At 70.4% G+C, this 22,437-nt stretch carries 16 protein-coding genes; 6 read left to right on the forward strand and 10 right to left on the reverse strand.

The window, feature by feature from the left end; translation table 11 throughout:
- Positions 1-2 precede the first annotated feature (2 nt).
- Positions 3-806, forward strand: coding sequence for a sulfite exporter TauE/SafE family protein (locus BJ972_RS17695; protein WP_241830700.1), 804 nt, complete (start codon positions 3-5; stop codon positions 804-806).
- Between the two features lie 419 nt (positions 807-1,225).
- Here the strand turns inward: BJ972_RS17695 and BJ972_RS10600 are convergent, their stop codons facing one another.
- Positions 1,226-1,669 carry a MarR family winged helix-turn-helix transcriptional regulator gene (locus BJ972_RS10600; protein WP_129172473.1) on the reverse strand — a complete coding sequence of 148 codons (444 nt, stop codon included), beginning with the start codon at positions 1,667-1,669 and terminating at the stop codon, positions 1,226-1,228.
- 183 nt (positions 1,670-1,852) lie between these two features.
- Between BJ972_RS10600 and BJ972_RS10605 the strand changes: the two genes are divergently transcribed.
- On the forward strand, positions 1,853-2,749 hold the full coding sequence (locus BJ972_RS10605; RefSeq protein WP_129172472.1) for an NYN domain-containing protein: 897 nt from the start codon (positions 1,853-1,855) through the stop codon (positions 2,747-2,749).
- Positions 2,750-2,796: 47 nt separating this feature from the next.
- On the opposite strand, the gene BJ972_RS10610 is transcribed toward BJ972_RS10605, so the two are convergent.
- Positions 2,797-3,300 (reverse strand): DUF1707 SHOCT-like domain-containing protein, encoded by a 504-nt coding sequence (locus tag BJ972_RS10610; protein WP_164989865.1) that lies wholly within the window; start codon positions 3,298-3,300, stop codon positions 2,797-2,799.
- Positions 3,301-3,423: 123 nt separating this feature from the next.
- Here BJ972_RS10610 and BJ972_RS10615 point away from each other — a divergent pair, with 123 nt between their 5' ends.
- The 3 genes from BJ972_RS10615 (at position 3,424) to BJ972_RS10625 (ending at position 6,475) form a co-directional block, all read left to right on the forward strand.
- Positions 3,424-4,125: a FadR/GntR family transcriptional regulator gene (locus BJ972_RS10615; protein ID WP_129172470.1), complete on the forward strand. Its 702-nt coding sequence runs from the start codon at positions 3,424-3,426 to the stop codon at positions 4,123-4,125.
- Between the two features lie 9 nt (positions 4,126-4,134).
- Positions 4,135-5,445 (forward strand): alpha-hydroxy acid oxidase, encoded by a 1,311-nt coding sequence (locus tag BJ972_RS10620; RefSeq protein WP_129172469.1) that lies wholly within the window; start codon positions 4,135-4,137, stop codon positions 5,443-5,445.
- Positions 5,446-5,584: 139 nt separating this feature from the next.
- Positions 5,585-6,475 (forward strand): dihydrodipicolinate synthase family protein, encoded by an 891-nt coding sequence (locus tag BJ972_RS10625; RefSeq protein ID WP_164989864.1) that lies wholly within the window; start codon positions 5,585-5,587, stop codon positions 6,473-6,475.
- A gap of 293 nt (positions 6,476-6,768) precedes the next feature.
- Here the strand turns inward: BJ972_RS10625 and BJ972_RS10630 are convergent, their stop codons facing one another.
- The 7 genes from BJ972_RS10630 to BJ972_RS10660 all read right to left on the reverse strand — a co-directional run bounded on the left by BJ972_RS10630 (position 6,769) and on the right by BJ972_RS10660 (position 19,069).
- Positions 6,769-8,511, reverse strand: coding sequence for a DUF5605 domain-containing protein (locus tag BJ972_RS10630; RefSeq protein WP_129172467.1), 1,743 nt, complete (start codon positions 8,509-8,511; stop codon positions 6,769-6,771).
- 23 nt (positions 8,512-8,534) lie between these two features.
- Positions 8,535-11,339: a family 78 glycoside hydrolase catalytic domain gene (locus BJ972_RS10635; protein ID WP_129172466.1), complete on the reverse strand. Its 2,805-nt coding sequence runs from the start codon at positions 11,337-11,339 to the stop codon at positions 8,535-8,537.
- Positions 11,340-11,347: 8 nt separating this feature from the next.
- Positions 11,348-13,774 (reverse strand): beta-glucosidase family protein, encoded by a 2,427-nt coding sequence (locus BJ972_RS10640; RefSeq protein WP_129172465.1) that lies wholly within the window; start codon positions 13,772-13,774, stop codon positions 11,348-11,350.
- 40 nt (positions 13,775-13,814) lie between these two features.
- Entirely contained in the window at positions 13,815-14,666 is an 852-nt protein-coding gene (locus tag BJ972_RS10645) for an ATP-binding cassette domain-containing protein (protein ID WP_129172464.1), read from the reverse strand.
- Positions 14,663-16,522, reverse strand: coding sequence for a dipeptide/oligopeptide/nickel ABC transporter permease/ATP-binding protein (locus BJ972_RS10650; protein WP_129172463.1), 1,860 nt, complete (start codon positions 16,520-16,522; stop codon positions 14,663-14,665). Before BJ972_RS10650 ends, BJ972_RS10645 begins: the two co-directional genes overlap by 4 nt.
- Positions 16,519-17,460 carry an ABC transporter permease gene (locus BJ972_RS10655; protein ID WP_129172462.1) on the reverse strand — a complete coding sequence of 314 codons (942 nt, stop codon included), beginning with the start codon at positions 17,458-17,460 and terminating at the stop codon, positions 16,519-16,521. Before BJ972_RS10655 ends, BJ972_RS10650 begins: the two co-directional genes overlap by 4 nt.
- A gap of 82 nt (positions 17,461-17,542) precedes the next feature.
- Positions 17,543-19,069 carry an ABC transporter substrate-binding protein gene (locus BJ972_RS10660; RefSeq protein WP_129172461.1) on the reverse strand — a complete coding sequence of 509 codons (1,527 nt, stop codon included), beginning with the start codon at positions 19,067-19,069 and terminating at the stop codon, positions 17,543-17,545.
- A gap of 180 nt (positions 19,070-19,249) precedes the next feature.
- On the opposite strand from BJ972_RS10660, the gene BJ972_RS10665 reads away from it, so the two are divergent.
- Positions 19,250-19,873, forward strand: coding sequence for a TetR/AcrR family transcriptional regulator (locus BJ972_RS10665; protein ID WP_129172460.1), 624 nt, complete (start codon positions 19,250-19,252; stop codon positions 19,871-19,873).
- A 245-nt stretch (positions 19,874-20,118) separates the two neighbouring features.
- Here BJ972_RS10665 and BJ972_RS10670 read toward each other — a convergent pair whose 3' ends face one another.
- Positions 20,119-22,377 (reverse strand): glycoside hydrolase family 3 C-terminal domain-containing protein, encoded by a 2,259-nt coding sequence (locus tag BJ972_RS10670; RefSeq protein WP_129172459.1) that lies wholly within the window; start codon positions 22,375-22,377, stop codon positions 20,119-20,121.
- Between the last annotated feature and the right edge of the window lie 60 nt (positions 22,378-22,437).

Consider the following 22,437-nt stretch of genomic DNA (forward strand, 5'->3'; position numbering starts at 1 on the left):
GGGTGTCGAATCCCGTGACCGAGCCCGTGTCCGCCCGGGAATCCTGGTGGATTCTCGCGATCGTCGGCGTCATCGGCGGTGTGCTCTCGGGCGCGTTCGGCGTCGGCGGCGGCATCCTCATCGTCCCGCTGCTCGTGACGCTCGCCGGCATGGATCAGCGCCGAGCCTCCGCGACATCCCTCGCCGCAATCGTGCCGACGGCGATCGTCGGCTCGATCACCTACCTCGCCGCAGGGCGCATCGACTACGTCGCGGCGATCCTGCTCGCCGTCGGCGGCGTCGCCGGCAGCTGGGCCGGCACCCGTTTGCTGAAGAAGCTGCCCCTCGGATGGCTGCGCTGGCTGTTCATCGGATTCGTCCTGCTCATCGCCGTGCGCATGCTCATCCTGTTGCCGCCGCGCGCCGAGGGCTCGCTCGACTACTCGGTCTGGGCGGGCGTCGGACTCGTGTTCCTCGGCCTGCTCATCGGCTTCGCCTCGGGCCTCTTCGGCATCGGCGGCGGCGTCATCGCCGTGCCGGCGCTCATGACGATCTTCGGCATGGGCGACCTGACGGCGAAGGGCACGAGCCTCCTCATGCTCATCCCCACGTCGATCACGGGCACCGTCCAGAACGTGCGCGGCAGGCTCGTCGACCTGCGGGCCGGCCTCATCGTCGGAGTCGCGGCGACGGCGGCATCGTTCGCCGGCGTGTGGCTCGCGTTCCTCATGTCGCCCGCGGTCTCGTCGTACCTCTTCGCCGCACTCCTCGTCGTTGCCGCGGTGCAGCTCGCCCTCAAGGCGCTCCGCGACCGGCGCAAGGCTTAGGTTCCCGGCGCCGCTCGCGCGCCCACCCGCGCCGAGAGGTCAATCCCCCACGGTCGCGGGCGCCCCGCACCCCGCCAGATCGACCTCTCGATGGGCTTGGCACCGTCATCCGCTCGCCCGCCCGCACCCAGAGGTCAATCCCCCACGGTCGTGGGCGCCCCGCACCGCGTTAGATCGACCTTTCGATGAGTTCGTCGAAGTCATCCGCTCGCCCCGCACCGAGAGGTCAATCCCGCACGGTCGCGGGCGCCCCGCACCGCGTCAGATCGCCCTTTCGATGAGCTCGGCGCCGCCATCCGCTCGCCCCCCCCCGCACCCAGAGGTCAATCGCGCACAGTCGCGCGCGCCCCGCACCCCGTCAGATCGACCTCTCGGCGACACGAGGGCGACACCAAAGCGACGCGAGCGACGCAGCGCGCCTAGAAAGCGCCGACCGCGCGGAACGCGTCGGCGACGGGCGCGAGATCGCGGCGCACGTCGGCCTCGCGCAGCACGCTCGCGACGATCTCGTCGTGAAGGGGGCGGGATGTCTCCCACAGCAGGCGCCCCTCGGCGGTCAGCTCGCTCGCGACCCCGCGCCGGTCGTCGCTCGCCGCGACGCGCGTGACGAAGCCGCGGTCTTCGAGCCGTGAGACGAGGCGCGTCGTCGAGCTCGGACTGTGACCGGCCTCGAGGGCGATGTCGCGCATGCGCACGGGCACGTCGTGGCGGCCGAGCACATCGATGACCGTGTACTCGACGAGCGAGAGACCGACGGCGGCACCGAGGGCGCGTTCGATCTCCGACTCCATCACGGTGACGAGCACGGCGATCGTGCGCCACCCATGGGTGCGGATCGTGGCGACGTCATCAGCGATGCCCACGAGTTCCTCCTCAGGGTTGTCGTGGCCCGCGCGCGGCCCACTTCGACGATGATAGCGCTTGCAGTCACCGCGTGTCGCATGAAGTTCGAACCGCGGAATCATGCGGAAGTTGCCGGTGTAAACAACTGACAGGCCCCGTGTCAGGGGCGCCCCGTAGGATCGAAGCCAGCGAGAAGGGCCGCCATGAACGGATCAGCCGAAGCACGTGTCGCCGTCTACATCGACTTCGACAACATCGTCATCTCCCGATACGACCAGGTGCACCGCCGCGGCGCCTTCCAGAAAGACGGCGCCCGCAGCGTGACGACCGGGGCGAAGCCGGCCGACGACCTCGGCAAACGCGTCGAAGAGGCGACGGTCGACCTCGGGGCGGTGCTCGACTACGCCTCGTCGTTCGGAACGGTCGCGATCAGTCGCGCCTACGCCGACTGGTCGGCACCGATCAACGCGAACTACCGCAAGCAGCTCGTCGAGCGCGCGGTCGACCTCGTGCAGCTCTTCCCCGTCGTCGCCTCGATGAAGAACGGCGCCGACATCCGTCTCGCCGTCGACGTCATCGAAGACCTCATGCGCCTGCCCGACCTCACGCACGTGGTGATCGTCGCGGGCGACTCCGACTACATCTCGCTCGCGCAGCGCGCGAAGGTGCTCGGCCGCTACGTGATCGGCATCGGTGTCGCCGGCGCGACGAGCCGTGCCCTCGCCTCGGCCTGCAACGAGTTCGCCTCGTACGACGCCCTGCCCGGCGTCGAGCCGCTGCCGGCCGCCTCGCCCGCTCCGACGACAGACTCCGAGCCGAGCAAGCGCGCCCCGAAGACGCGCAAGGAGCGTTCGGCGCAGGATGCCGCGGGCGATCTTCTCGAACGGGCTATCCGTCTCGGTGTCGCGAAGAACGACGAGGAGTGGCAGGGTTCGGGCGCCGTCAAGAACCAGATGCTCCGCATGGACCCGACGTTCGAAGAGCGCGCCCTCGGGTTCTCGTCGTTCAGCGGATTCGTGAAGTCGCAGTCGGCGCGCGTCGAGCTCGACGAGTCGTCATCGTCGCGCATGATGCGGCTGCGGCCCGACACCAAGGCCTGAGCCCCAGGCCCGACCCCCAGGCCCGACCCCCGGACCTGACCCCAGAGTCAGCGCGAGCGTCGCTCCGCCGAGCCCGGGCCGTAGATGACGATGCCCGCGATCGGCACCAGCAGGAAGAACACCCACGACCAGGTGAAGCTCCCGACGAAGCCGAAGATCATGAAGAGCGCGAACGCGACGATCGGCACGAGCGCCATGATCGTCGCCCCGACGGCACCGCCGAGCGCTCGTGTGCCGCCCCGACCGGATGACGGGACGGACGCATCTCCGTAGCCGTACGGCGCACCCGGGCCCGAGGTGAAACCCGCTCCGGGAATCGCCCCGGCGGGCGGCAGCTGAGCCTCGGCGGGCGCCGACTCGGGGAGGTCGGCGAAGAGGGGCACGAGATCGGCGCGCGTCACCGCCGCGCGTGCGGCCGCCGATCGTTCCGAGAACTCGGCCGCGGTGAGGCGACCGGCCGACTGCGCTTCGGCGAGGTGGCCGACCGCGGCGTCGCGTTCCGCTGTACTCAAGCGTTCGTCGGGCCGTTCGGGGTTCGAGTATCCGCTCATGACCCCCAGCATGCCGCGATCGCGCGCGCCACGAAACCCCGTACCCCCGCTTGAATGTGGTCTGACCACAGGGTAGAGTCTCGTGCGACGGTGTGGTCTGACCACAGGAAGCGAGGGTGGAGCGTGACAGAGACGTCGCCGCGCGCCTGGCAGGTCGTGCTCTCCCACATCGAAAGCGCTCTCCTCGACGGACAGTTGAAGCCCGGCGATCACCTGCCTCCCGAGCGCATGCTCGCCTTCGACCTCGGCGTCGGCCGCTCGAGCGTGCGCGAGGCCGTACGCGCCCTCGAAGTGCTCGGGCTCGTGCGCACGCAGACCGGTTCCGGCCCGAACGCGGGCGCCATCATCATCGCGACTCCCCGCGGCGGAATGTCGGTGCTCATGCGACTCCAGGTCGCCGCCCAGGGCTTTCCCGTCGACGACGTCGTCGCCACTCGACTACTGCTCGAGACATCCGTCGCGGGTCGTCTCGCCGCGTCATCCGCCCCGCTCGACGGAGCCGAGGCCCTGCTCGACGCGATGGAGGACGAAGCCCTCACTCCCGCCGAGTTCCTCGCGCTCGACGCCGAGTTCCACCTGAGCCTCGCCGAGGCCGCGGGCAACCAGGTCGTCGTCGCGACGATGGCAGGCCTGCGCTCGGCGATCGAGGGCTACGCGCTCGCGGGCGCGGCCGCCGTCGCCGACTGGCATGCGACAGCCGCACGGCTCCGCGGCGAGCACCGCGGCATCGTCGCCGCCATCAGCCGCTCTGACGTGACCGCCGCGCAGAGCGCCATCCACCACCACATCACCGATTACTACGCCGAGACGACCCCCGACGCCTAGGAGGCCCCCATGGTCAAGCGCCAGATTCCGAACCCTCGCGACCTCATCCCCCTGATGCAGTTCAAGAAGCCCGAGCTCAACGGCAAGAAGCGACGCCTCGATGGCGCGCTCACCGTGTACGACCTGCGCGACATCGCGCAGCGCCGCACGCCGAAGGCCGCCTTCGACTACACCGAGGGAGCGGCAGAGGCCGAGCTGTCGCTCGCCCGCGCACGCCAGGCGTTCGAGGACATCGAGTTTCACCCGTCGATCCTCCGCGACGTGTCGAAGGTCGACACGAGCCGCGAGATCCTCGGTGCTCCCGTGTCGATGCCGTTCGGAATCGCGCCGACGGGCTTCACGCGCATGATGCAGACCGAGGGCGAGATCGCCGGTGCGGGCGCTGCGGGAGCCGCCGGCATCCCCTTCTCGCTCTCGACCATGGGCACGACGTCGATCGAGGACGTCAAGGCCGCGAACCCGACGGGTCGCAACTGGTTCCAGCTCTACATGTGGAAGGACCGCGAGCGTTCGATGGCGCTCGTCGACCGCGCCGCGAAGGCCGGGTTCGACACGCTCCTCGTGACGGTCGACGTGCCCGTCGCGGGCGCGCGCCTCCGCGACAAGCGCAACGGCTTCTCGATCCCGCCGCAGCTCTCGCTCGGCACCGTCGTCAACGCCATCCCGCGCCCGTGGTGGTGGATCGACTTCCTCACGACCGAGCCCCTCGCGTTCGCGTCGCTCTCGAAGTGGTCGGGCACCGTCGGCGAGCTGCTCGACACGATGTTCGACCCGACCGTCGACTTCGACGACCTCGCCTGGATCCGCGACCAGTGGCCCGGCAAGGTCGTCGTCAAGGGTGTGCAGAACCTCGACGACGCGAAGCGCCTCGCCTCGATGGGCATCGACGGCATCACGCTCTCGAACCACGGGGGCCGCCAGCTCGACCGCGCGCCCATCCCCTTCCACCTGCTTCCGGATGTCTCGCGCGAGGTCGGCCGTGACATGGAGGTGCACATCGACACGGGCATCATGTCGGGTGCCGACATCGTGGCATCCGTCGCCCTCGGCGCCGACTTCGCCCTGCTCGGCCGCGCCTACCTCTACGGCCTCATGGCCGGCGGACGCGAGGGCGTCGACCGCATGATCGACATCGTCGGCGAGCAGATCACGCGCACGATGCGCCTCCTCGGCGTCTCGACGCTCGACGAGCTCGGCCCGCAGCACGTCACGCAGCTCGCTCGCCTCACGCCGATCGCGAAGGTGGCGACGGATGCCGCGGAGGCCCTTCCCGCGAAGCCCCGTGCACCCCGCGCGAAGAAGCCGGTGGCCGCGAAGTAACCCCGCCCGCGGCATCCCCCGCCGCACCCGTTCACGGATGCTGCGGTTCGGCCCGCCACCCGCGTGTCGCACCCCGACCGCCGGCGTGTCGGGCCGGACTGCAGCATCCGCGCACACCGCATCACGACGAAGGAGTCACATGAACACCCCGCACGGCGCCTGGCCCGTCATGCTCACGCCGTTCCACGACGACCGCAGCATCGACCTCGACACGCTCGACGGATACACCGACTGGCTCATCGAGCAGGGGTCGGCGGGGCTCTTCCCCGTCGCGCTCTCGGGCGAGATGTACGAGCTCACCGAGGCGGAGCGCATCGAGGTCGCGCGCCGCGTCGTGGCCCGCGCCGCCGGCCGGGTTCCCGTCGTCGCCGCGTCGATCACGACGGGCACGGCGCGCGAGCAAGCGGATGCCGCTCAGCGCCTCGCCAAATCGGGAGTCGATCAGGTCGTGCTCGTCACGCCGCTCCTCGCACCGGCCGGCGTACCCGAGACCGACGCCACCGACATCGCGCTCGACATCGCGCACCTCGCCCCCGAGATCGACTTCGGCATCTACGAGTGTCCGTTGCCGTTCGCGCGCACGCTCTCGACGGCATCCGTCGCGCGCCTCGCCGAGAGTGGGCGTTTCGGTTTCTTCAAGGAGACCACCGGTCGCATCGACGTCATCGCCGAGCGCGTCGCCGCGGCATCCGGCACGCCTCTCGAGGTGTTCGCCGCCGCGCCCGGGATCACGCAGCAGGTCATCGCCGCGGGCGGCGCCGGCGTCTCGGGCTGGGCCGTCAACGCCTACCCCGACCTCGCGGCGCGGGTCGCGAGCGGAGCGGATGACGCGCGCCTCGACGAGGCCCAGCGACTCTTGACGGTCGCCGAGAAGGTCGTCGGCCCGGCATACCCGAACTCCGCGAAGCTGCTCGTGGCGCACCGCTCGGGTCTCGCGTTCGCTCCGGTCAGTCGCTGGCGCCACGAGGGTGTCGACCCCGCGGCCCTCATCGCCTTCGACGACCTCGCGGTCTCGACCGGCCTGCTCTGACGCGGGCGGTGACGCCCCGCACCGTCATCCGCCTCTGATCGTCATCCCTTGCGTCATCCGCCCCTCCCCGTCCTCCGCTGGGCCCTCTCCGCACTGCGGCGGATAAGGAGAAATCGGCTCGCGCACGGCGCGGCGGATGACGGCGAGCGGCGCGTCGGGCCGGATCTCCTTATCGGTCGGCACGTACGCGACGCCGAGCGATCACGGATGCTGCGAAACGAGGCGTCCACCGGCGCGGCGGACGCCACGGGCGGCGTGTCACGCCAATCCGCAGCATCCGTGCACAGGAAACCTCAGACGCGACGGAGGCGCACCGCCATGAACTGACGACCGGGGAGATCGACGCGCACGGTGCCCTCGTGCACGTCGGGCAGGGTCTCGACGGTGCAGTTCCATGTGTCGAGCACGTCGACGGCGAAGCGGCCCTCGGGCAGCACGACGTTGCGGAAGCGCGGGCGGTTGAAGCCGAAGTATCCGATGACGTACTCGCCGGCGACGCCGCCCCACGGCACGTCCCAGTCGGACGGCAGCGGGTCGAGCACGCCCGTGGGCGACTCGGCCGAGATGCGCTCGAGGAACGCGATGCGCTCGGGGCTCGACCCCTCGAGCACGCCGCCCTTCGACCACCAGAGCTGTTCGGCGTCGTTGAGGTACGTCTCGCCGTGGCCGACGTAGCCGCCGCGGATCGCGCCCTCCCAGAAGCGGCGCGTCATCTCCTCGCCGGTGATGTTGCCCCAGCCCTGGTCGATGTCGCCCTCGTAGGCGCACTCGTCGATGACGACCGGCTTGCCCCAGCGCTCGCGCCACTCGTCGGTGTTCTCCGAGGTGCGGTACACGTCGACGCGCTGCACGCTCACGTGCGTGATCCACGGCTTCGAGTAGTCGTAGAACCCGTGGCAGTTGTGGATCGAGTTGAGGTGCCCGTGCGGGTCCTCCTCGCCGACGACCGCGGCGAGTCGCTCCCAGTCATCCGTCACCTTCGCCCACAGCAGGTCGTACTCGTTCGCCATCGACCACCACACGTTCGCGAAGGCCGCGAGGCGGCGCACGGCGTAGCGGAGGTAGCGCTCGTCGACGGCGGGCCCGAGATCGGCGAAGCCCCAGCGGTCGTAGGCGTGGAAGAGGATGAGGTCGGCCTCGATGCCGAGGGCGCCGAGCTCATCGATGCGCTGCTCGAGGTTCGCCCAGTACTCGGGGTCGAAGCGTTCGAGGTCGAAGCCGTCGGCGAGCGAGCCGACGAACGGGAAGCGCTCGGGTTCGTTCGCGTTGTAGAGGTACGACTTGGGGAAGAGGCACATGCGCATCTTCGTGAAGGGCGCGGCGGCGAGGGTCTGGAGCGTCTGCTCCTGCAGTTCGGCCGGCTGGTGGGTCCACGCATAGGCGGTCGTGCCGAGCGGCCGGTGCCGTGTGCCGTCGGCGTGGGTGAAGTGGAATCCGTCGACTCCGACCGGCCCGTGCGCACCGGCGGCGGGCGCGCCGACCTGCACGACACCCGTGATGCCGTCGAGCGAGCGCGCGGTCGAGGTCGTCTCGAACGCCCACTCCCCCTCCTCTTCGGCGAGGAGCCGCACGCGGTACGTGCCGTCCCCGTCGTAGAAGCCGCCCACGACGAGCTCTCGGTCGCCCTTCCTGAACCGAGCCGAGAGCTCGACGTCGACGTACGGATTGCCGTGCGACGGGCCGTCGAAGCTCACTTCGACGACACCCCAGCGCGGGGTCGAACCGGGCAGGATGACGGTCGCCGAGCCGCGCTCGACGTCGTCGCTCTCATACGCCGGGTCGGCCTCGACGGCGGGGGCGTACGGCGGTCGCGCATCGACGCCGTCGCCCACTTCGGCGAGGGCCGCCCAGAATCGTTCGGCCGTCTCGGGGTCGTCGCGGAGCGTCGGCACGATCGCACTCAGTTGACCGAGACGCGCCGTGCGGAACTGCACCGCCATGGGCGACGCCGCGACTCCCGGCAGGTAGGTCTCGAGCACCGCGCGCCCGGCAGGGCTGTCGAGGGTCTCTCCGAAGGTGGAGCTGCGGTCGAACATCGGGGTCTCCTCGGGGTGAGCGGTCAGGCGGGGTCGACGGCGGCGAGGGCGGCCTCGACGTCGGCGAGCAGATCGGGCGGGGTGAACATGAGCGACTGGCGCACGGTGCGGCTCTCGGCCCAGACCGTCTCGCGACGCACCGTGTCGGCCTTCGCTGCGTCGTGCACGGCGACGGCGTCGAGGAGCGCACGGTAGGCGCGCGGGTCGTCGATGATCGCGGCGGTCGTCGAGTCGAGTCCGTAGGGGCCGCGCGGCGCCTCGCTCGCGACATCCTCGATGAACCACTCGTGGGTGCCGGCGCCGATGATCGTCTCGGGCAGGCCCGGGAGCGAAACGACGGCCGTCGTGTTCGCGGGCACGGTCGCCGTCACGGCGATGGTCGACCCGTCACGGCGCCACGCGACCGACGCGAGTCCGTACGGCGTCTCGTGCGTCGCCTCGGCGTGGTCGAGCTCCGTCAGCGGCCGGGGCGCGATGCGGAGGCGGCGGTAGCCCGGCGCGTCGGGCGCGAGCCCGGCGACCGTGCGGTGCAGCCAGTCGGCGACGGCTCCGAGCGCGTAGTGGTTGAACGACGTCATCTCGCCGGGGTTCACCGAGCCGTCTTCGAGCAGGCTGTCCCAGCGCTCCCAGACGGTCGTCGCGCCCATCGTCACGGGGTACAGCCACGACGGATTCTCGGTCTGCAGCAGCAGGCGCGCGGCCGCGTCGAGGTATCCGCCGTCGGCGAGCGCGTCGGTCACGAGCGGGGTTCCGACGAATCCCGTGCCGATGCGGTAGCCGCCGCTGCGCACGAGCTCGGCGAGGCGCTTCGTGAGGGCTGCGCGCTGGGCGGCATCCGTCACGAGGTCGAAGCGCAGGGCGAGCGCGTACGCGGTCGGTGCGTCCGACATCATGCGGCCCGCGGGCGTGACGTACTCGGCGGCGAAGGCCGCACGGCTCGTCTCGGCGAGCTCGCCGTAGTGCGCGGCATCGGCCGTCTCGCCGAGGAGGGCCGCTGTGTCGGCGACGATGCGCAGCGATCGCGCGAGGTACGCGCTCGCGACGATGTCGGAGTCGACCTTCGCGTCGCCGGGCTTGTCGGGCGGTGCGGCCGGGTCGAGCCAGTCGCCGAGCTGGAAGGTGTTCGACCAGAGCCCGTCGGTCGAGACGCGCAAGACGGCGTCGACCCACGAGCGCATGCTCGGGTACTGGGCGGCGAGGATGCCGCGGTCGCCGAAGCGTTCGTGCATGACCCACGGCACGACGGTCGCGGCGTCACCCCACGCGGCGACGGCACCGGGGCCCGCGAAGCCCGGCAGCACGGACGGCACGACCATCGGCACGTTGCCGTCGGTGTGCGTCTGCTCGAGCGCGAGGTCGCGCAGCCACGACTCGAGGAAGCCCGCGCAGTCGTAGAGGAACGACGCGGTGGGGCTGAACACCTGCAGGTCGCCCGTCCAGCCGAGGCGCTCGTCGCGCTGCGGGCAGTCGGTCGGGATCGAGAGGAAGTTGCCGCGCATGCCCCACACGACGTTCTCGTGCAGGCGGTCGAGCTGGTGGTGCGACGACGAGAACCAGCCGGTGCGGGTCATGTCGGTGTGCAGAACGACGGCGGTGACGGATGACGCGTCGAACGCTCCCGGCCAGCCCTCGATCTCGGCGTAGCGGAACCCGTGGAACGTGAAGCGCGCCTCGAGCACCTCCTCGCCGTCGCCCGCGAGCTCGAACACGTCGGTCGAGGCCGCATTGCGGAGGGGCCGGAGCGCGAGTTCGCCCTCGTCGAGCACCTCGGCGTGACGGAGGGTGAGCCGTGTACCCCGAGGCCCGGTCACGCGGAGGCGCAGCCGGCCGACGAGGTTCTGTCCGAAGTCGAGGATCGTGCCGCCGGAGGGCGAGGCGAGCACCTCCACGACCGACAGTTCGTCGATGCGGCGTACGGGCGGCGCGACGCGGGCCTCGGGCACGGGGGTCTCGATCGGCAGCACGGCGGCGGGCGTCCACGTGCCGTGCAGTGTTCCTGCGCGGCTCCAGCCCTCGACGGCGCGGCGCGCGTCCTGGTGCTCGCCCGCGTAGATGCCGCTGTCGACGACGTCGAAGTCGCCGGTGGCGCTCCACGCGTCATCCGTCGCGATCGTCTCGCTCGACCCGTCGGCGTAGTCGATGACGAGCTGGCCGAGGAAGGCGGGTTGGTCGCCGTAGACGCGCTCCGCGAAGGCGAAGAAGCCGTACTTCTCGGTGTACCAGGCGCCGGCGAGGGTCGCGCCGACGACGTTCTCGCCCTGCACGACGAGGTCGGTGACGTCGACGCTCTCGTGCACGAGGCGGTCGCGGTAGCTCGTCCACCCCGGCGAGAGCACGCTGTCGTCGATCGGCATGCCGTTGACCTCGGGCTCGGCGACGCCGAGCGCTGTCCAGGAGAAGCGCGCGCTCGCGACGGGCCGGTCGACCGTGAAGGAGCGTCGCAGCAGCACGGGCTGCGCGGGGCGCTGAGGATTCGCGAGACCGATGGGCCGGGCGACCCACGCGCCGTCGGCGAGGAAGCCCGCCTCGACGGCGACGGGAGCGCTCCACGCGGTCTCGCGACCGTCGACCGAGAACGCACGCACCGCGATCTCGCGCACCTCGCTCGCCTCGAGCGGGGCGAAGGGCCAGTCGACGAGCACGGAGTCGGCCCCGTCGAGACGCACGACCGCGTCGCCCGAGCGGAGTTCAACCGCAGCCTGCGTCCAGCCGGGCTCGTCGGAGACGACGGTCCAGGTGAGACGCGGCGTCGGGGTCGCGACGAGCGCACTGTCGTCGCGGAGTTCCGCGCGGAGCCGGCCGATGCGAGCGGATGTCGGTGTCGTCATCGCGAACCTCAGACGTCGATGCTCGCGGTGCGGGCGAGGTCGACGACCGACGAGCCGGCGAAGAGGGTGAAGGTGCCCTCCTCGTACTGCCAGCCGTCGGCCCAGTGGGCGAAGGCGCGCTTCGGCAGCGCGACCTCCCACTCGACGGTCTCGCCCGCTCCGGCACGCACGACGGCGAAGCCGACGAGCCAGCGCTCGGGGCGTTCGATCGCCGAATCGGTGCGCTCGGCGTAGACCTGCACGACGTGCTTGCCGGCACGGTCGCCCGTGTTCGTCGCGGTTCCGACGAAGCGTGCGTCGCCCGCGGCGATCGAACCGTGCACGGCGGCCTCGTCGATCGACCACGTCGTGTAGCCGAGACCGTGTCCGAAGGGGAAGAGCGGGGCGATGTCACCGCGGAGCCACGCGCGGTAGCCGATGTGGATGCCCTCCTCGTAGCGGAGCACACCGTCGGTCGGGGTGACGTCGACGACGGGCACGTCGTCGAGCTCGGCGGCCCACGTGGTCGTGAGGCGACCGCCCGGCTCGACGGCTCCGAAGAGCACGTCGGCGACGGCCGACCCCATCTGCTGGCCGCCGAAGTAGCCGAGCACGATGGCACGAGGAGCGTCGACCCACGGCAGCGCGACGGGCGAACCGGCGTTGACGATCACGATGGTGTTGGGGTTCGCGGCGACGACAGCGCGCACGAGCTCGCCCTGACGGCCGGGGAGGTCGAGCGACGAACGGTCGTAACCCTCCGACTCGACGCGCGAGTTCGTGCCGACGACGACGATCGCGACATCCGCCCCGGTCGCCGCGGTGACGGCGTCGGCGAGCAGGGCGTCGGTGTCGGAGTCGTCGGGCGCGAACCCGAGGGTGACGGCGAAGGCGTTCTGCAGGGCGTCGCCCGACGAGCGCAGGTCGAACTCGGCACGGATGTCGAGGGGAACGCCCGCGGTCACGGCGATCGCGCCCGTGGCCGACGGCGGGGCGAGGAAAGCGGCGCCGAGGTCGGTGCCCAGGGCGACGGGCGACTCGTCGACGAGCAGCTCGCCGTCGACGAAGACGCGGCCATGCTTCGACGTCGCGAAGCCGAGCTTGACGTTCTCCGTCGCGTCGGGCGTGTACGTCGTGTGCAGCACGAGGCGGTGGGCGGCAGCGACCGGGGCGTCGCCGCCGAACCAGACGAGTGCCGTCGAGCGGCGGTCCTCCGAGAAGAGGTCGGTGCCGTCCTCGGCCTCGAAGCGCGCGATGAGGCCGGGCTCGCCCGTGACGGGGTTCGTGAGGCGCTCGAGCGGGATCTCGCTCACGCCCTCCTGCACGACGGCGCCGACCGCGTAGTCGACGGTCACACCCGGCAGAGCCGCGCGGATTCCCTCGAGCGGGCTCACGACGTGCTCGGGGAGCACGGTCGCGCTGCCGCCGCCCTGCGTGCGGGCCTCGCGGGCGTTGTGGCCGATGACGGCGACGCGGCCGAGACTGGATGCCTCGAGCGGAAGCACTCCGTCGTTCGTGAGCAGCACGGTGCCGGCCGCGGCGGCCTCGCGGGCGAACGCGACACCGTCGACGGGGGCGGGCGCGACGGGCTCGTCGCCGCCGAGCGCACCCACGCGGTCGGCGAGCGCGAGCAGACGCAGCGCCTTGCGGTCGACGTCGGCCTCAGAGACATCCCCCGACCGCACGGCCTCGACGAGGTCGCCGCTCCACGCGGGAGCCGGGCCGGGCATCGCGAGGTCCTGCGACGCGGATGCCGACGCGAGGCTGCGCACGGCCGTCCAGTCGGAGACGACGACGCCGTCGAAGCCCCACTCGGAGTTGAGCGGCGTCTCGAGCAGGTCGTTCTCGGTGAGGGTGACGCCGTCGACCGAGTTGTACGAGCTCATGATCGCCCACGCGCCCGCCTCGACGGTGTGCTCGAACGGCAGCAGGTACAGCTCGCGGAGCGCCCGCTCGTCGACGCGCACGTCGACGGTGAAGCGGTCGGTCTCGGAGTCGTTCGCGACGTAGTGCTTGGGCGTCGCGGCGACGCCGTTGTCCTGGAGACCCCGCACATACGCCGCACCGAGCACGCCCGAGAGGAACGGGTCCTCGCTGAAGCACTCGAAGTGGCGTCCGCCGAGCGGCGAGCGGTGCAGGTTGATGGTCGGGCCGAGCACGACGTCGACACCCTTACGGCGGGCCTCGCTCGCCGCGACCGCTCCGTAGCGGTGGGCGAGGTCGGTGTCCCACGAGGCGGCGAGCGCCGTCGCCGACGGGAGGTTGATCGACGGCGAGCGCTCGTCCCACACGGGGCCGCGCACACCGGCGGGCCCGTCGGAGAGCACCATCGCCCGCAGCCCGATCGACGGAAGGGGAACGGTCGTCCAGAAGTCGGCGCCCGAGATGAGCGCGACCTTCTCGTCGAGGGTGAGCTGGTCGAGCAGGGCGCGGAGCTCAGCCGAGGAGCGGGTCATGGTGGTCCTTAAGAGAGGTGCGGATGTCGGAGTGAACGGGTCAGGCAGCGCCGGTCGCCGCGGCCTGCTCGTCGATGAGACGGCGACGCAGGGCGCGACGCTCGCCCTGACGATCGGGGTCGGGGATCGGCGCGGCCATGAAGAGCCGCTGCGTGTAGGGGTGCTGAGGGCGCGCGGTGACCTGGTCGCCGTCGCCCGACTCGACGATCTCGCCGTGGTACATGACCGCGACGCGGTGGCTGATGTGCCGCACCACGGCGAGGTCGTGCGAGATGAAGAGGTAGGCGACGCCCGTCTGCTCCTGGATGTCGATGAAGAGGTCGAGCACGCGCGCCTGGGTCGACAGGTCGAGAGCCGAGACCGGTTCGTCGCAGACGATGAGCTTCGGGTCGAGCGCCAGGGCCCGCGCGATGGCGATGCGCTGACGCTGACCGCCCGAGAACTCCCGGGGAAGACGGTGACGGGCATCCGTCGGCAGCTGCACCTGGTCGAGCAGGTCGCCGACGCGCTTCTTCGAGTCGGCCGCCGAGACGCCGCGCACCGTGAGCGGTTCGATGAGGATCTGCTCGATCGTCATCGACGGGTTGAGCGACGAGTACGGGTCCTGGAAGACGACCTGGATCTCGGAGCTGAGCTCCCGCCGCTCGGCGCGGTTCAGGTGACCGATCTCGCGGTCGCGGTAGAGGATGCTGCCGCCCGTGACCGGCGCGAGGCCGAGCACGGCGCGACCGAGCGTCGTCTTACCTGAGCCCGACTCGCCCACGAGACCCACGGTCTCGCCGGGCTTGATGTCGATCGAGACGCCCTTGAGGGCACGGAACGGCTGGGCGCGGAATCCCGACCCGGGGTAGGAGACCTCGAGGTCCTTCACGTCGAGGAGTGCGGCGGTCATCGGTTTCCTCCCGTCCGGGTGGTTCCGAGCGGGGGCCGTGCGGGGCCCTCGTCGAGAATCGCCCCGAGCAACGACTTCGTGTAGGGGTGTTCGGCGTGCTGGAAGATAGAGCGCACCGGACCGGTCTCGACGATGAGTCCCGACTGCATGACCGAGACGCGGTCGCACAGGTCGGCGACGACGCCGAAGTTGTGGGTGACGAGCAGAAGAGCCATGCCGCGCTCGTTCTGCAGGTCGCGGAGCAGGTCGAGCACCTCGGCCTGCACCGTGACGTCGAGGGCCGTCGTGGGCTCGTCGGCGATGATGAGGTCGGGGTCGGTCGACACCGCACCGGCGATGAGCACGCGCTGGGCCATACCGCCCGAGATCTCGTGCGGGTAGGCGGCGAACGTGCGCTTCGGGTCGGGGATGCCGACGCGTTCGAGCAGCGCGAGCGCCTTCTCGCGGGCGTCCTTCTTCGACAGGCCGAGGCTCACGCGCAGGGGCTCGACGAGCTGGCTGCCGATCGTGAACGCGGGGTCGAGGTTCGACATCGGCTCCTGCGGGATGTACCCGATGCGACGGCCGCGGATCGCGGTGTACTTGCGCTCCCCGAGCTCGTCGAGGCGCGTGCCCTCGTACTCGACGCTTCCGCCCGAGACGTGGCCGCCGCGGGGTAGCAGGCCGAGTACGGCGAACGCGGTCTGCGTCTTGCCCGAACCCGATTCGCCGATGAGGCCGTGCACCTCGCCGCGGCGGATGTCGAGGTCGACGCCGTGCACGACCTCGATCGACTTTCCGCCCTCCTTGTCGTACGCGACGCGCAGGTCGCGCACCCGGAGTACTTCGTCGCCGACGCGAGACGACGCGTGCGCGTCATCCTCGTGCCGGATCGGGTCGACACCCACGATCAGGTCGTCGTCGAAGCCGACGGCGCCGATCGACTCGGTGACCGCGGCGATCGAGCCGGTCGCGGTGGCGACGGCGCGCTTCCGCTTGCGGCGCACGACGACCGTGCGCTCGAGCTCGTCACGCATGACGTTCGCGAGCAGGGTCAGGGCGATGCAGGTGAGGGCGATCGCGAGCGACGGCCACGCCATGAGCAGCGGCGCCTTGTAGATGTTCGTGAAGCCGTCGCTCAGCATGCTTCCCCAGGTCGGCACTGAGAGGTCGCCGAGACCGAGGAACTCGAGGCCCGACTGGATCGCGATGGCGATACCGGCGACGATCGCCGACTGGATGATGATGGGCGCGCGCACGACCGAGAGGATGTGGCGGCCGATGATGCGCATGTCGCTGAGGCCCGAGACCCGCGCCGCGTCGACGTAGAGCTCGGAACGCACCGCGCTCACCGCCGCGTAGACGAGCCGGAAGTAGGCGGGCGAGAGCAGGATTCCGAAGATCGCCATGGCGAGCCAGACCGACGGGCCGAGGACGGCGCGCGCGGCGAGCAGGATGACGATGCCGGGCAGGGCCATGATGAGCGCCGTGAACCACGAGGCGACCGAGTCGAACCAGCCCTTGTAGTAGCCGGCGATGAGACCCGCGATGACGCCGATGACGATGGCGACGACGAGGGCGACGAGGGCGGCCGCGATGCTGATCTGCGTCGCAGCGAGCAGTCGGGAGAACACGTCGCGGCCGGCGCTGTCGGCGCCGAGCAGGTTGTCGGCGCTCGGCGGCGCGAGGATCTTCTGCAGCGACGCGAGGTTCGGGTCCTGCGGAGCGAGGAGCGGACCGAAGACGGCGATGAGCGCGACGACGATGAGGAACCCGAGCGAGAGGGCGCCGATGGGGCGCTTGATGATGCGACGGATGAGGCGGGTGCGACCCGACGGGGCCGCGCCGACGAACGGCTTCGGGGTGATGGCGGTCATGACAGTCTCACCTTCGGGTTGAGCGCAGCCTGCGCGAGGTCGATGAGCAGGTTGACGATGACGACGATGATCGCCGTCGCGATGACGACGCCCATGACGATGGGGATGTCGCCCGAGGACGTCGCCTGCACGGCGAGCTGTCCGATACCGGGGAGCGCGAAGATCTGCTCGATGATGACGGCGCCGCCGAGGAGGCCGATGAACTGCACGGCGAGGACGGCGAGGGCGGGGCCTCCGGCGTTCCGCAGCACGTGCTTGTAGACGACGCGGTTCATACCGAGGCCGCGGCTGCGGAGGGTGCGCACGTAGTCGCGCGAGAGGGCGTCGAGCACCGAGCCGCGCACCTGCTGGGCGACGGTCGCGATGGCGCCGAGCGAGAGGGCCGCGATCGGCAGTGTCACCGAGGCGATCCAGCCGGAGAACGACGTCGTGATGGGGATGTACCCGGTCGCCTTGAAGAGGTGCAGGTTGATCGCGAAGACGAGCACGAGCGCGAGGGCGATGAGGAAGCTCGGGATCGCGAAGCCGATGACCGAGATGAACTGGACGACCGCGTCGATCCAGCCGCCGCGGCGGGCGGCGAGCACACCGAGGATGACGGAGATGATCGCCGAGATGAGCGTCGCGCCGATGACGATCGAGAGGGTGACCGCGAGGCGGCTCGTGACGCCGTCGGCGACGAGCTGGCCCGTGAACCACGAGCGGCCGAGGTCGCCCTGGAAGGCCGACGTGATCCAGTCGACGTACTGCACGGGAAGCGGGCGGTCGAGGCCCAGCTCGGCCGACTTGGCCGCGACGGTCTCGGCGGTGGCGGCCTGGCCGAGGATGCGGCGGGCGATGTCACCGCCACCGAGATAGAGGAGGGTGTACGCGATCACGGAGATCACGAAGATGAGGACGATGCCTGAGATCAGGCGTCTCACGACGAAACCGAGCATGGGAACTCCAGGAAGGGGTTGCGCGGGGAAAGAGATGGGGCCCGGCCCGCCGCGGTCATCCGCGACGGGCCGGAGCGGGGTTCTAGGACTTCGGCTTGAAGTCGTAGATGGCGGGGAAGGCGTTCGTCGGGAGGACCTCGACGGTCGTGTTCGCGTCGGTCGCGAAGCTGCCCTGAACGCGGTAGAACGGTGCGAACCAGGCCTGCTCGACGATGTACTCGTTGAGCTCCTTGGCCTTGGCCTCCTGGGTGGCCTCGTCACCGTTCTGGATCTCGGCGATGAGCGCGTCGACCGTGGGGTCCTCGTACTTGAACGGGTTGAAGATCGCCGTCGGCGAGATCATGAACTGGATGAGCTGCCAGTCGGGGTTCTGCTCGAGGGCCATGAACGCGGCGGGGAACTTCGGTGCGAGCAGGTCGGCGATGAAGTTGTTGCCCGGGTCGGTGTTCTCGACCGTGACGCCGATGTCGGCGAGCTGCTGCGCGATGAGCGTGTAGGTCGTCGCACCGAGGACCGTGGAGCTCGGCATCGAGATGGTGAGGCCATCGGCGTAGCCGGCTTCGGCGAGCAGTTCCTTGGCCTTCTCGGGGTCGTAGCCGTAGCGGTCGTCGAGCGCGGGGTCGTACGCGGCCGAGCTCGCGGGAAACACCTGGCCGGTCACGGTTCCGTTGCCGCCCTGCAGTGCGGTCAGCAGCGCCTCACGGTCGAACGCGTAGTTGAGCGCCTGGCGCACACGGACATCCGCGAGGGCCGGGTTCATCGTTCCCGCACGGTCGAGGAGGAGGAGACCCTGGAAGTCGAGCTCGTTAGCGTTGATCGTCCAGCCGGCGCCCTCGACCTCGGCGAGGTTGTCGTTGTTGGCGAGCTTGAGGCCGTTGACCTCACCGGCCTTGACCGCGTTGAGACCGGCCGTCGCGTCCTGGAGGACGTTGATCGTCAGCGTGTCGTAGTGCTGCAGGTCGGGGTTCCAGTAGTCGGGGTTCTTCGTGTACGTGTAGCTCGTACCCGTGACGGTCGCCGCGGTGTCGAGGATGTACGGGCCGCTGCCGACGGGGTTCGTGGCGAGGTCGGGGCTCGTGAGCGAGGCCTCGCTGCCGACGATGCCGGCGTCACGCGTGAGGTAGTTGAGGAGCGCGGGGTTCGGCGCGTCGAGCGTGATGACGAGGGTCGTGTCATCCGGAGCCTCGAACGAGGTGCCGGCGAGGTAGCCGGCGTCGGGGCCGGTGCCGTCGCGGAAGCGCTCGAGGTTGAGCTTCACGACCGAGGCGGTGAGCTTCGAGTCGTCGGTGAAGGTCACGTCGTCGCGGAGCGTGAGGGTGAGGACCGTGTTGTCCTCGTTGTACGACCACTCGGTCGCGAGGAACGGTTCGATCGTTCCCTCGGGGGTGGCGAGCAGGAGCGTGTCGTACACGGCCTGGTAGAACGCCGAGCGGTTGCCCCACTCGGAACCTGCGGGGTCGAACGTCGTGGGCGGAGTGATCGCGCCGATCGTCAGCGTGCCTCCGCCGCTGCCACCGCCGTCTCCGCCCGAGTTGCTGTCAGCCGAGCAGCCTGTGAGTGCAAGCGCTGCGGTGATCGCGACGGCTGCTGTGACCTTCCATCGGAACATCTTCGGTCCTTTTCAGAGGGGCGATCCTCCGATGGATCGCCTGGTGAAAGTGGACGCTAGCACGAAACCCGAGTGACCACTAGCTTTTTGTTTGCTGTGATGCGAAGGTGTTGTCACACGGTGCGCGACGCTCGACGACGAGCGGCTAGGGTGGGTGCCACCGAGGCGGGAGAAGGTCGGATGACTCAGGCAGAAGCCGTACGTGGCCGGGGGAAGGCCCGCGGCACGTACGCGAAGACAGGGCTCAAGAAGGCGGCGATCCTCGACGCCGCGCTCGCGGTGTTCGCGAAGTCGGGGTATCGGTCGGGCTCGATCCGCGAGGTCGCCGAGAACGTCGGCATGAGCGAGGCGGGCCTGCTGCACCACTTCCCCAATAAGAGCGCCCTGCTCTCGGCCGTGCTCGACCTGCGCGACCAGCGTTCGTACGAGTTCGTGCCGCTCGACTCGACCGACCCGCACCGCGCGCTCCGCGGACTCGTCGCCCTCGCGCGCTACAACGCCACGATCCCGGGCGTCGTCGAGCTCTACTGCGTGCTCTCGGCCGAGGCCACGTCGCCCGACCACCCCGCCCACGACTACTTCGTCAACCGCTACCAGTGGACCCACGGGCACATCGCGTCGCACTTCGCGCGCATCGAGGCGCTCGGCGAGCTGCGCCCCGGCGTGACACCCTCGAGCGCCGCGAGCCAGACCGTCGCCATGATGGACGGCCTGCAGGTGCAGTGGCTGCTCGACCGCGACTCCGTCGACATGTCGGCCGAGCTCGCGGCCTTCCTCAGCACCATCGTCACGTTCGAGATCTGAGCCCGGACACTCGTCCCACTTCTCCGACATCCGTCGGATACATCAGACCTTCCGGCATCCCTTCTCCCCGCCTTCCCCTCGATTCTGTTCGCAATTCAGGTCTGCGCACGTGTCGCGCCCTGTTGTCGCCCGACGGCGGGGCGACACGCCGCGCGCCGACCTGAATTGCGAACAGGGGACGAACAGGGGAAACGCCGCGGGCGGCATCCGCCGGAGTAGATGCCGCCCGAAGCGGTGGATGACGGTCAGCGAGCGTTGGCCGCCGCGAGCAGCGCGTCGAGGCTGTCGTCGTCGATGCCCATGCCGGGGAACGTCGCGAGACGCCCGATCGGGAACGACGCCATCATGCGGATCATCTCGGGCGACTCGGTGAGGGCTTTCGCGGGGCCGTCGGCTCCGCTGAACGCGGCCTTCAGCGCAGCACCGGCGGTCGGGTCGGCGAGGATCTCGCCGATCGACGAGTTCCGGCCGAACGTGAGCTTCACGTCGTCACCGGCGACGGCGACCGTCTCGGTGGCCCGGATGTCGCGGCTCGACGCACCGATCTCGACGCGGTACTCGCCGCCCTCGACGGTCCAGTCGTCGACCCGTACGTCCCAGTAGGCGAGGTCGGCGCGGCGGATCGCGATCTCGACGACGCGGCTCTCACCGGCGTCGAGGTCGACGGTCTGGAAGCCCGTGAGCTCGCGCTGCGCACGCACGATCGACGAGCCCGGAAGCCCGACGTACGCCTGCACGACCTCGCGGCCCGCGCGCTCGCCCGTGTTCGTCACGGTGAGTCGTGCGGTCAGGCCGGCATCCGTCGCCGCGACCGACAGGTCGGAGTAGGCGAACTCGGTGTACGAGAGGCCGTGACCGAAGGGGAAGTGCACGGCCATCGAGCGCGCGTCGTACCAGCGGTAGCCGACGAAGAGACCCTCGCCGTAGCGCACGTGGCTGTTCTCGCCGGGGAAGTCGAGGAACGCGGGGGTGTCCTCGATGCGCACGGGGATCGTCTCGGCGAGACGGCCCGCGGGGTTCACGACTCCGAAGAGCACGTTCGCGATCGCGCTGCCGCCGGCCTGGCCGAGCAGCCAGCCCTCGACGATCGCGGGGGCGAGCCGGTCGACGTCGCCGAGGCGCACGACGCCGCCGTTCGAGAGCACGACGACCGTGTTCGGGTTCGCAGCGGCGACCGCCTCGAGAGCCGCGATCTGGTTCGCGGGCAGTTCGATGTCGTCACGGTCGAAGCCCTCCGACTCGAGCTCGGCGGGCAGGCCGAGGAAGACGACGGCGACATCGTGCTGCGCGGCGACCTCGGCGGCAGCAGTGGCGAGCCCCGTGTCATCCGAGCCGTCGATCGTGAAGCCGGGAGCGAAGGCGACGTCGCCGCCGAGCTCCGTGATCGCGGCGAGCGCGTCGTCGACGCGCGTCGGGTTGATGAGCGAGGAGCCGGCGCCCTGGAAGCGCGGGGTGCGCGCGAACTCGCCGATGACGGCGACGGATGCCTCGGGCGCGAGCGGCAGCACGGGCCCCTCGTTCTTCAGCAGCACGACGCTGCGCTCGGCGGCTTCGCGGGCGAGCGCGTGGTGGGTGTCGACGTCGAACGAGTGACCGGCACGAGCACCGGCGACCGACTTCTGCACGAGGTCGACGACGCGGCGGGCGGCGGTGTCGATCGAGGCCTCGGCGATCGTGCCGGCCTGCACGGCGGCGACGAGCTGGGCGTCGGTGCGTCCGCCGCTCGACGGCATCTCGAGGTCGAGGCCCGCGACGACACCCGTGACACGGTCGTTGACGGCGCCCCAGTCGGAGACGACGAGACCCTCGAAGCCCCACTCGTCGCGCAGCACGCTCGTGAGCAGCCACGGGTCCTCGGAGGTCCACACGCCGTTGAGGCGGTTGTACGAGCACATGACCGTCCACGGCTGGGCGTCCTCGACGACGCGCTGGAAGCCGCGCAGGTAGATCTCACGGAGCGGGCGCGGGTCGACGTCGGCGCTCACGCGCAGGCGGTCGGCCTCCTGGTTGTTGGCGGCGAAGTGCTTGAGCGAGGCGCCGACGCCGCGCGACTGCAGGCCGCGCACGAGAGCGGTGCCGAGCACGCCCGAGACGAGCGGGTCCTCCGAGAGGTACTCGAAGTTGCGGCCGCAGAACGGCGAGCGCTTGATGTTGATGCCGGGGCCGAGCAGCACGGCGACGTTCTCGGCGAGCGACTCGTCGCCGAGGGCCGCGCCGACGCGCTCGAGCAGCTCGGGGTCGAAGCTCGAGCCGAGGGCGACGGCGGGCGGGAAGCACGTCGCGGGAACGCTGTCGGCGATGCCGAGGTGGTCGCCGCCCTCGCGCTGCTTGCGCACGCCGTGCGGGCCGTCGGTGAGCATGATCGCGGGGATTCCCGCGCGCTCGACGGGCTTCGTGTACCAGAAGCTCGCGCCGCTCGTGAGCGACGCCTTCTCGTCGAGGGTGAGGCTCGCGACGACCTCGTCGGCCGAGGCGGTACGGATGTCGGGGGGTGTGGTGGTCACAGAGGTTCTCCTCGTCGAGGTCGGTCGCGTCACACTAACATGCAAAACCGAATGACACTA

This window comes from Agromyces atrinae (assembly GCF_013407835.1).
Classification (GTDB): Bacteria; Actinomycetota; Actinomycetes; order Actinomycetales; family Microbacteriaceae; genus Agromyces; species Agromyces atrinae.

Excerpts from the sequence above, each read along its gene's own strand:
- BJ972_RS10605 (WP_129172472.1), top strand. The coding sequence starts at position 1,853 with ATGAACGGATCAGCCGAAGCACGTGTCGCCGTCTACATCGACTTCGAC.
- BJ972_RS10610 (WP_164989865.1), bottom strand. The coding sequence starts at position 3,300 with ATGAGCGGATACTCGAACCCCGAACGGCCCGACGAACGCTTGAGTACA.
- BJ972_RS10620 (WP_129172469.1), top strand. The coding sequence starts at position 4,135 with ATGGTCAAGCGCCAGATTCCGAACCCTCGCGACCTCATCCCCCTGATG.
- BJ972_RS10625 (WP_164989864.1), top strand. The coding sequence starts at position 5,585 with ATGAACACCCCGCACGGCGCCTGGCCCGTCATGCTCACGCCGTTCCAC.
- BJ972_RS10630 (WP_129172467.1), bottom strand. The coding sequence starts at position 8,511 with ATGTTCGACCGCAGCTCCACCTTCGGAGAGACCCTCGACAGCCCTGCC.
- BJ972_RS10635 (WP_129172466.1), bottom strand. The coding sequence starts at position 11,339 with ATGACGACACCGACATCCGCTCGCATCGGCCGGCTCCGCGCGGAACTC.
- BJ972_RS10640 (WP_129172465.1), bottom strand. The coding sequence starts at position 13,774 with ATGACCCGCTCCTCGGCTGAGCTCCGCGCCCTGCTCGACCAGCTCACC.
- BJ972_RS10645 (WP_129172464.1), bottom strand. The coding sequence starts at position 14,666 with ATGACCGCCGCACTCCTCGACGTGAAGGACCTCGAGGTCTCCTACCCC.
- BJ972_RS10650 (WP_129172463.1), bottom strand. The coding sequence starts at position 16,522 with ATGACCGCCATCACCCCGAAGCCGTTCGTCGGCGCGGCCCCGTCGGGT.
- BJ972_RS10655 (WP_129172462.1), bottom strand. The coding sequence starts at position 17,460 with ATGCTCGGTTTCGTCGTGAGACGCCTGATCTCAGGCATCGTCCTCATC.
- BJ972_RS10660 (WP_129172461.1), bottom strand. The coding sequence starts at position 19,069 with ATGTTCCGATGGAAGGTCACAGCAGCCGTCGCGATCACCGCAGCGCTT.
- BJ972_RS10665 (WP_129172460.1), top strand. The coding sequence starts at position 19,250 with ATGACTCAGGCAGAAGCCGTACGTGGCCGGGGGAAGGCCCGCGGCACG.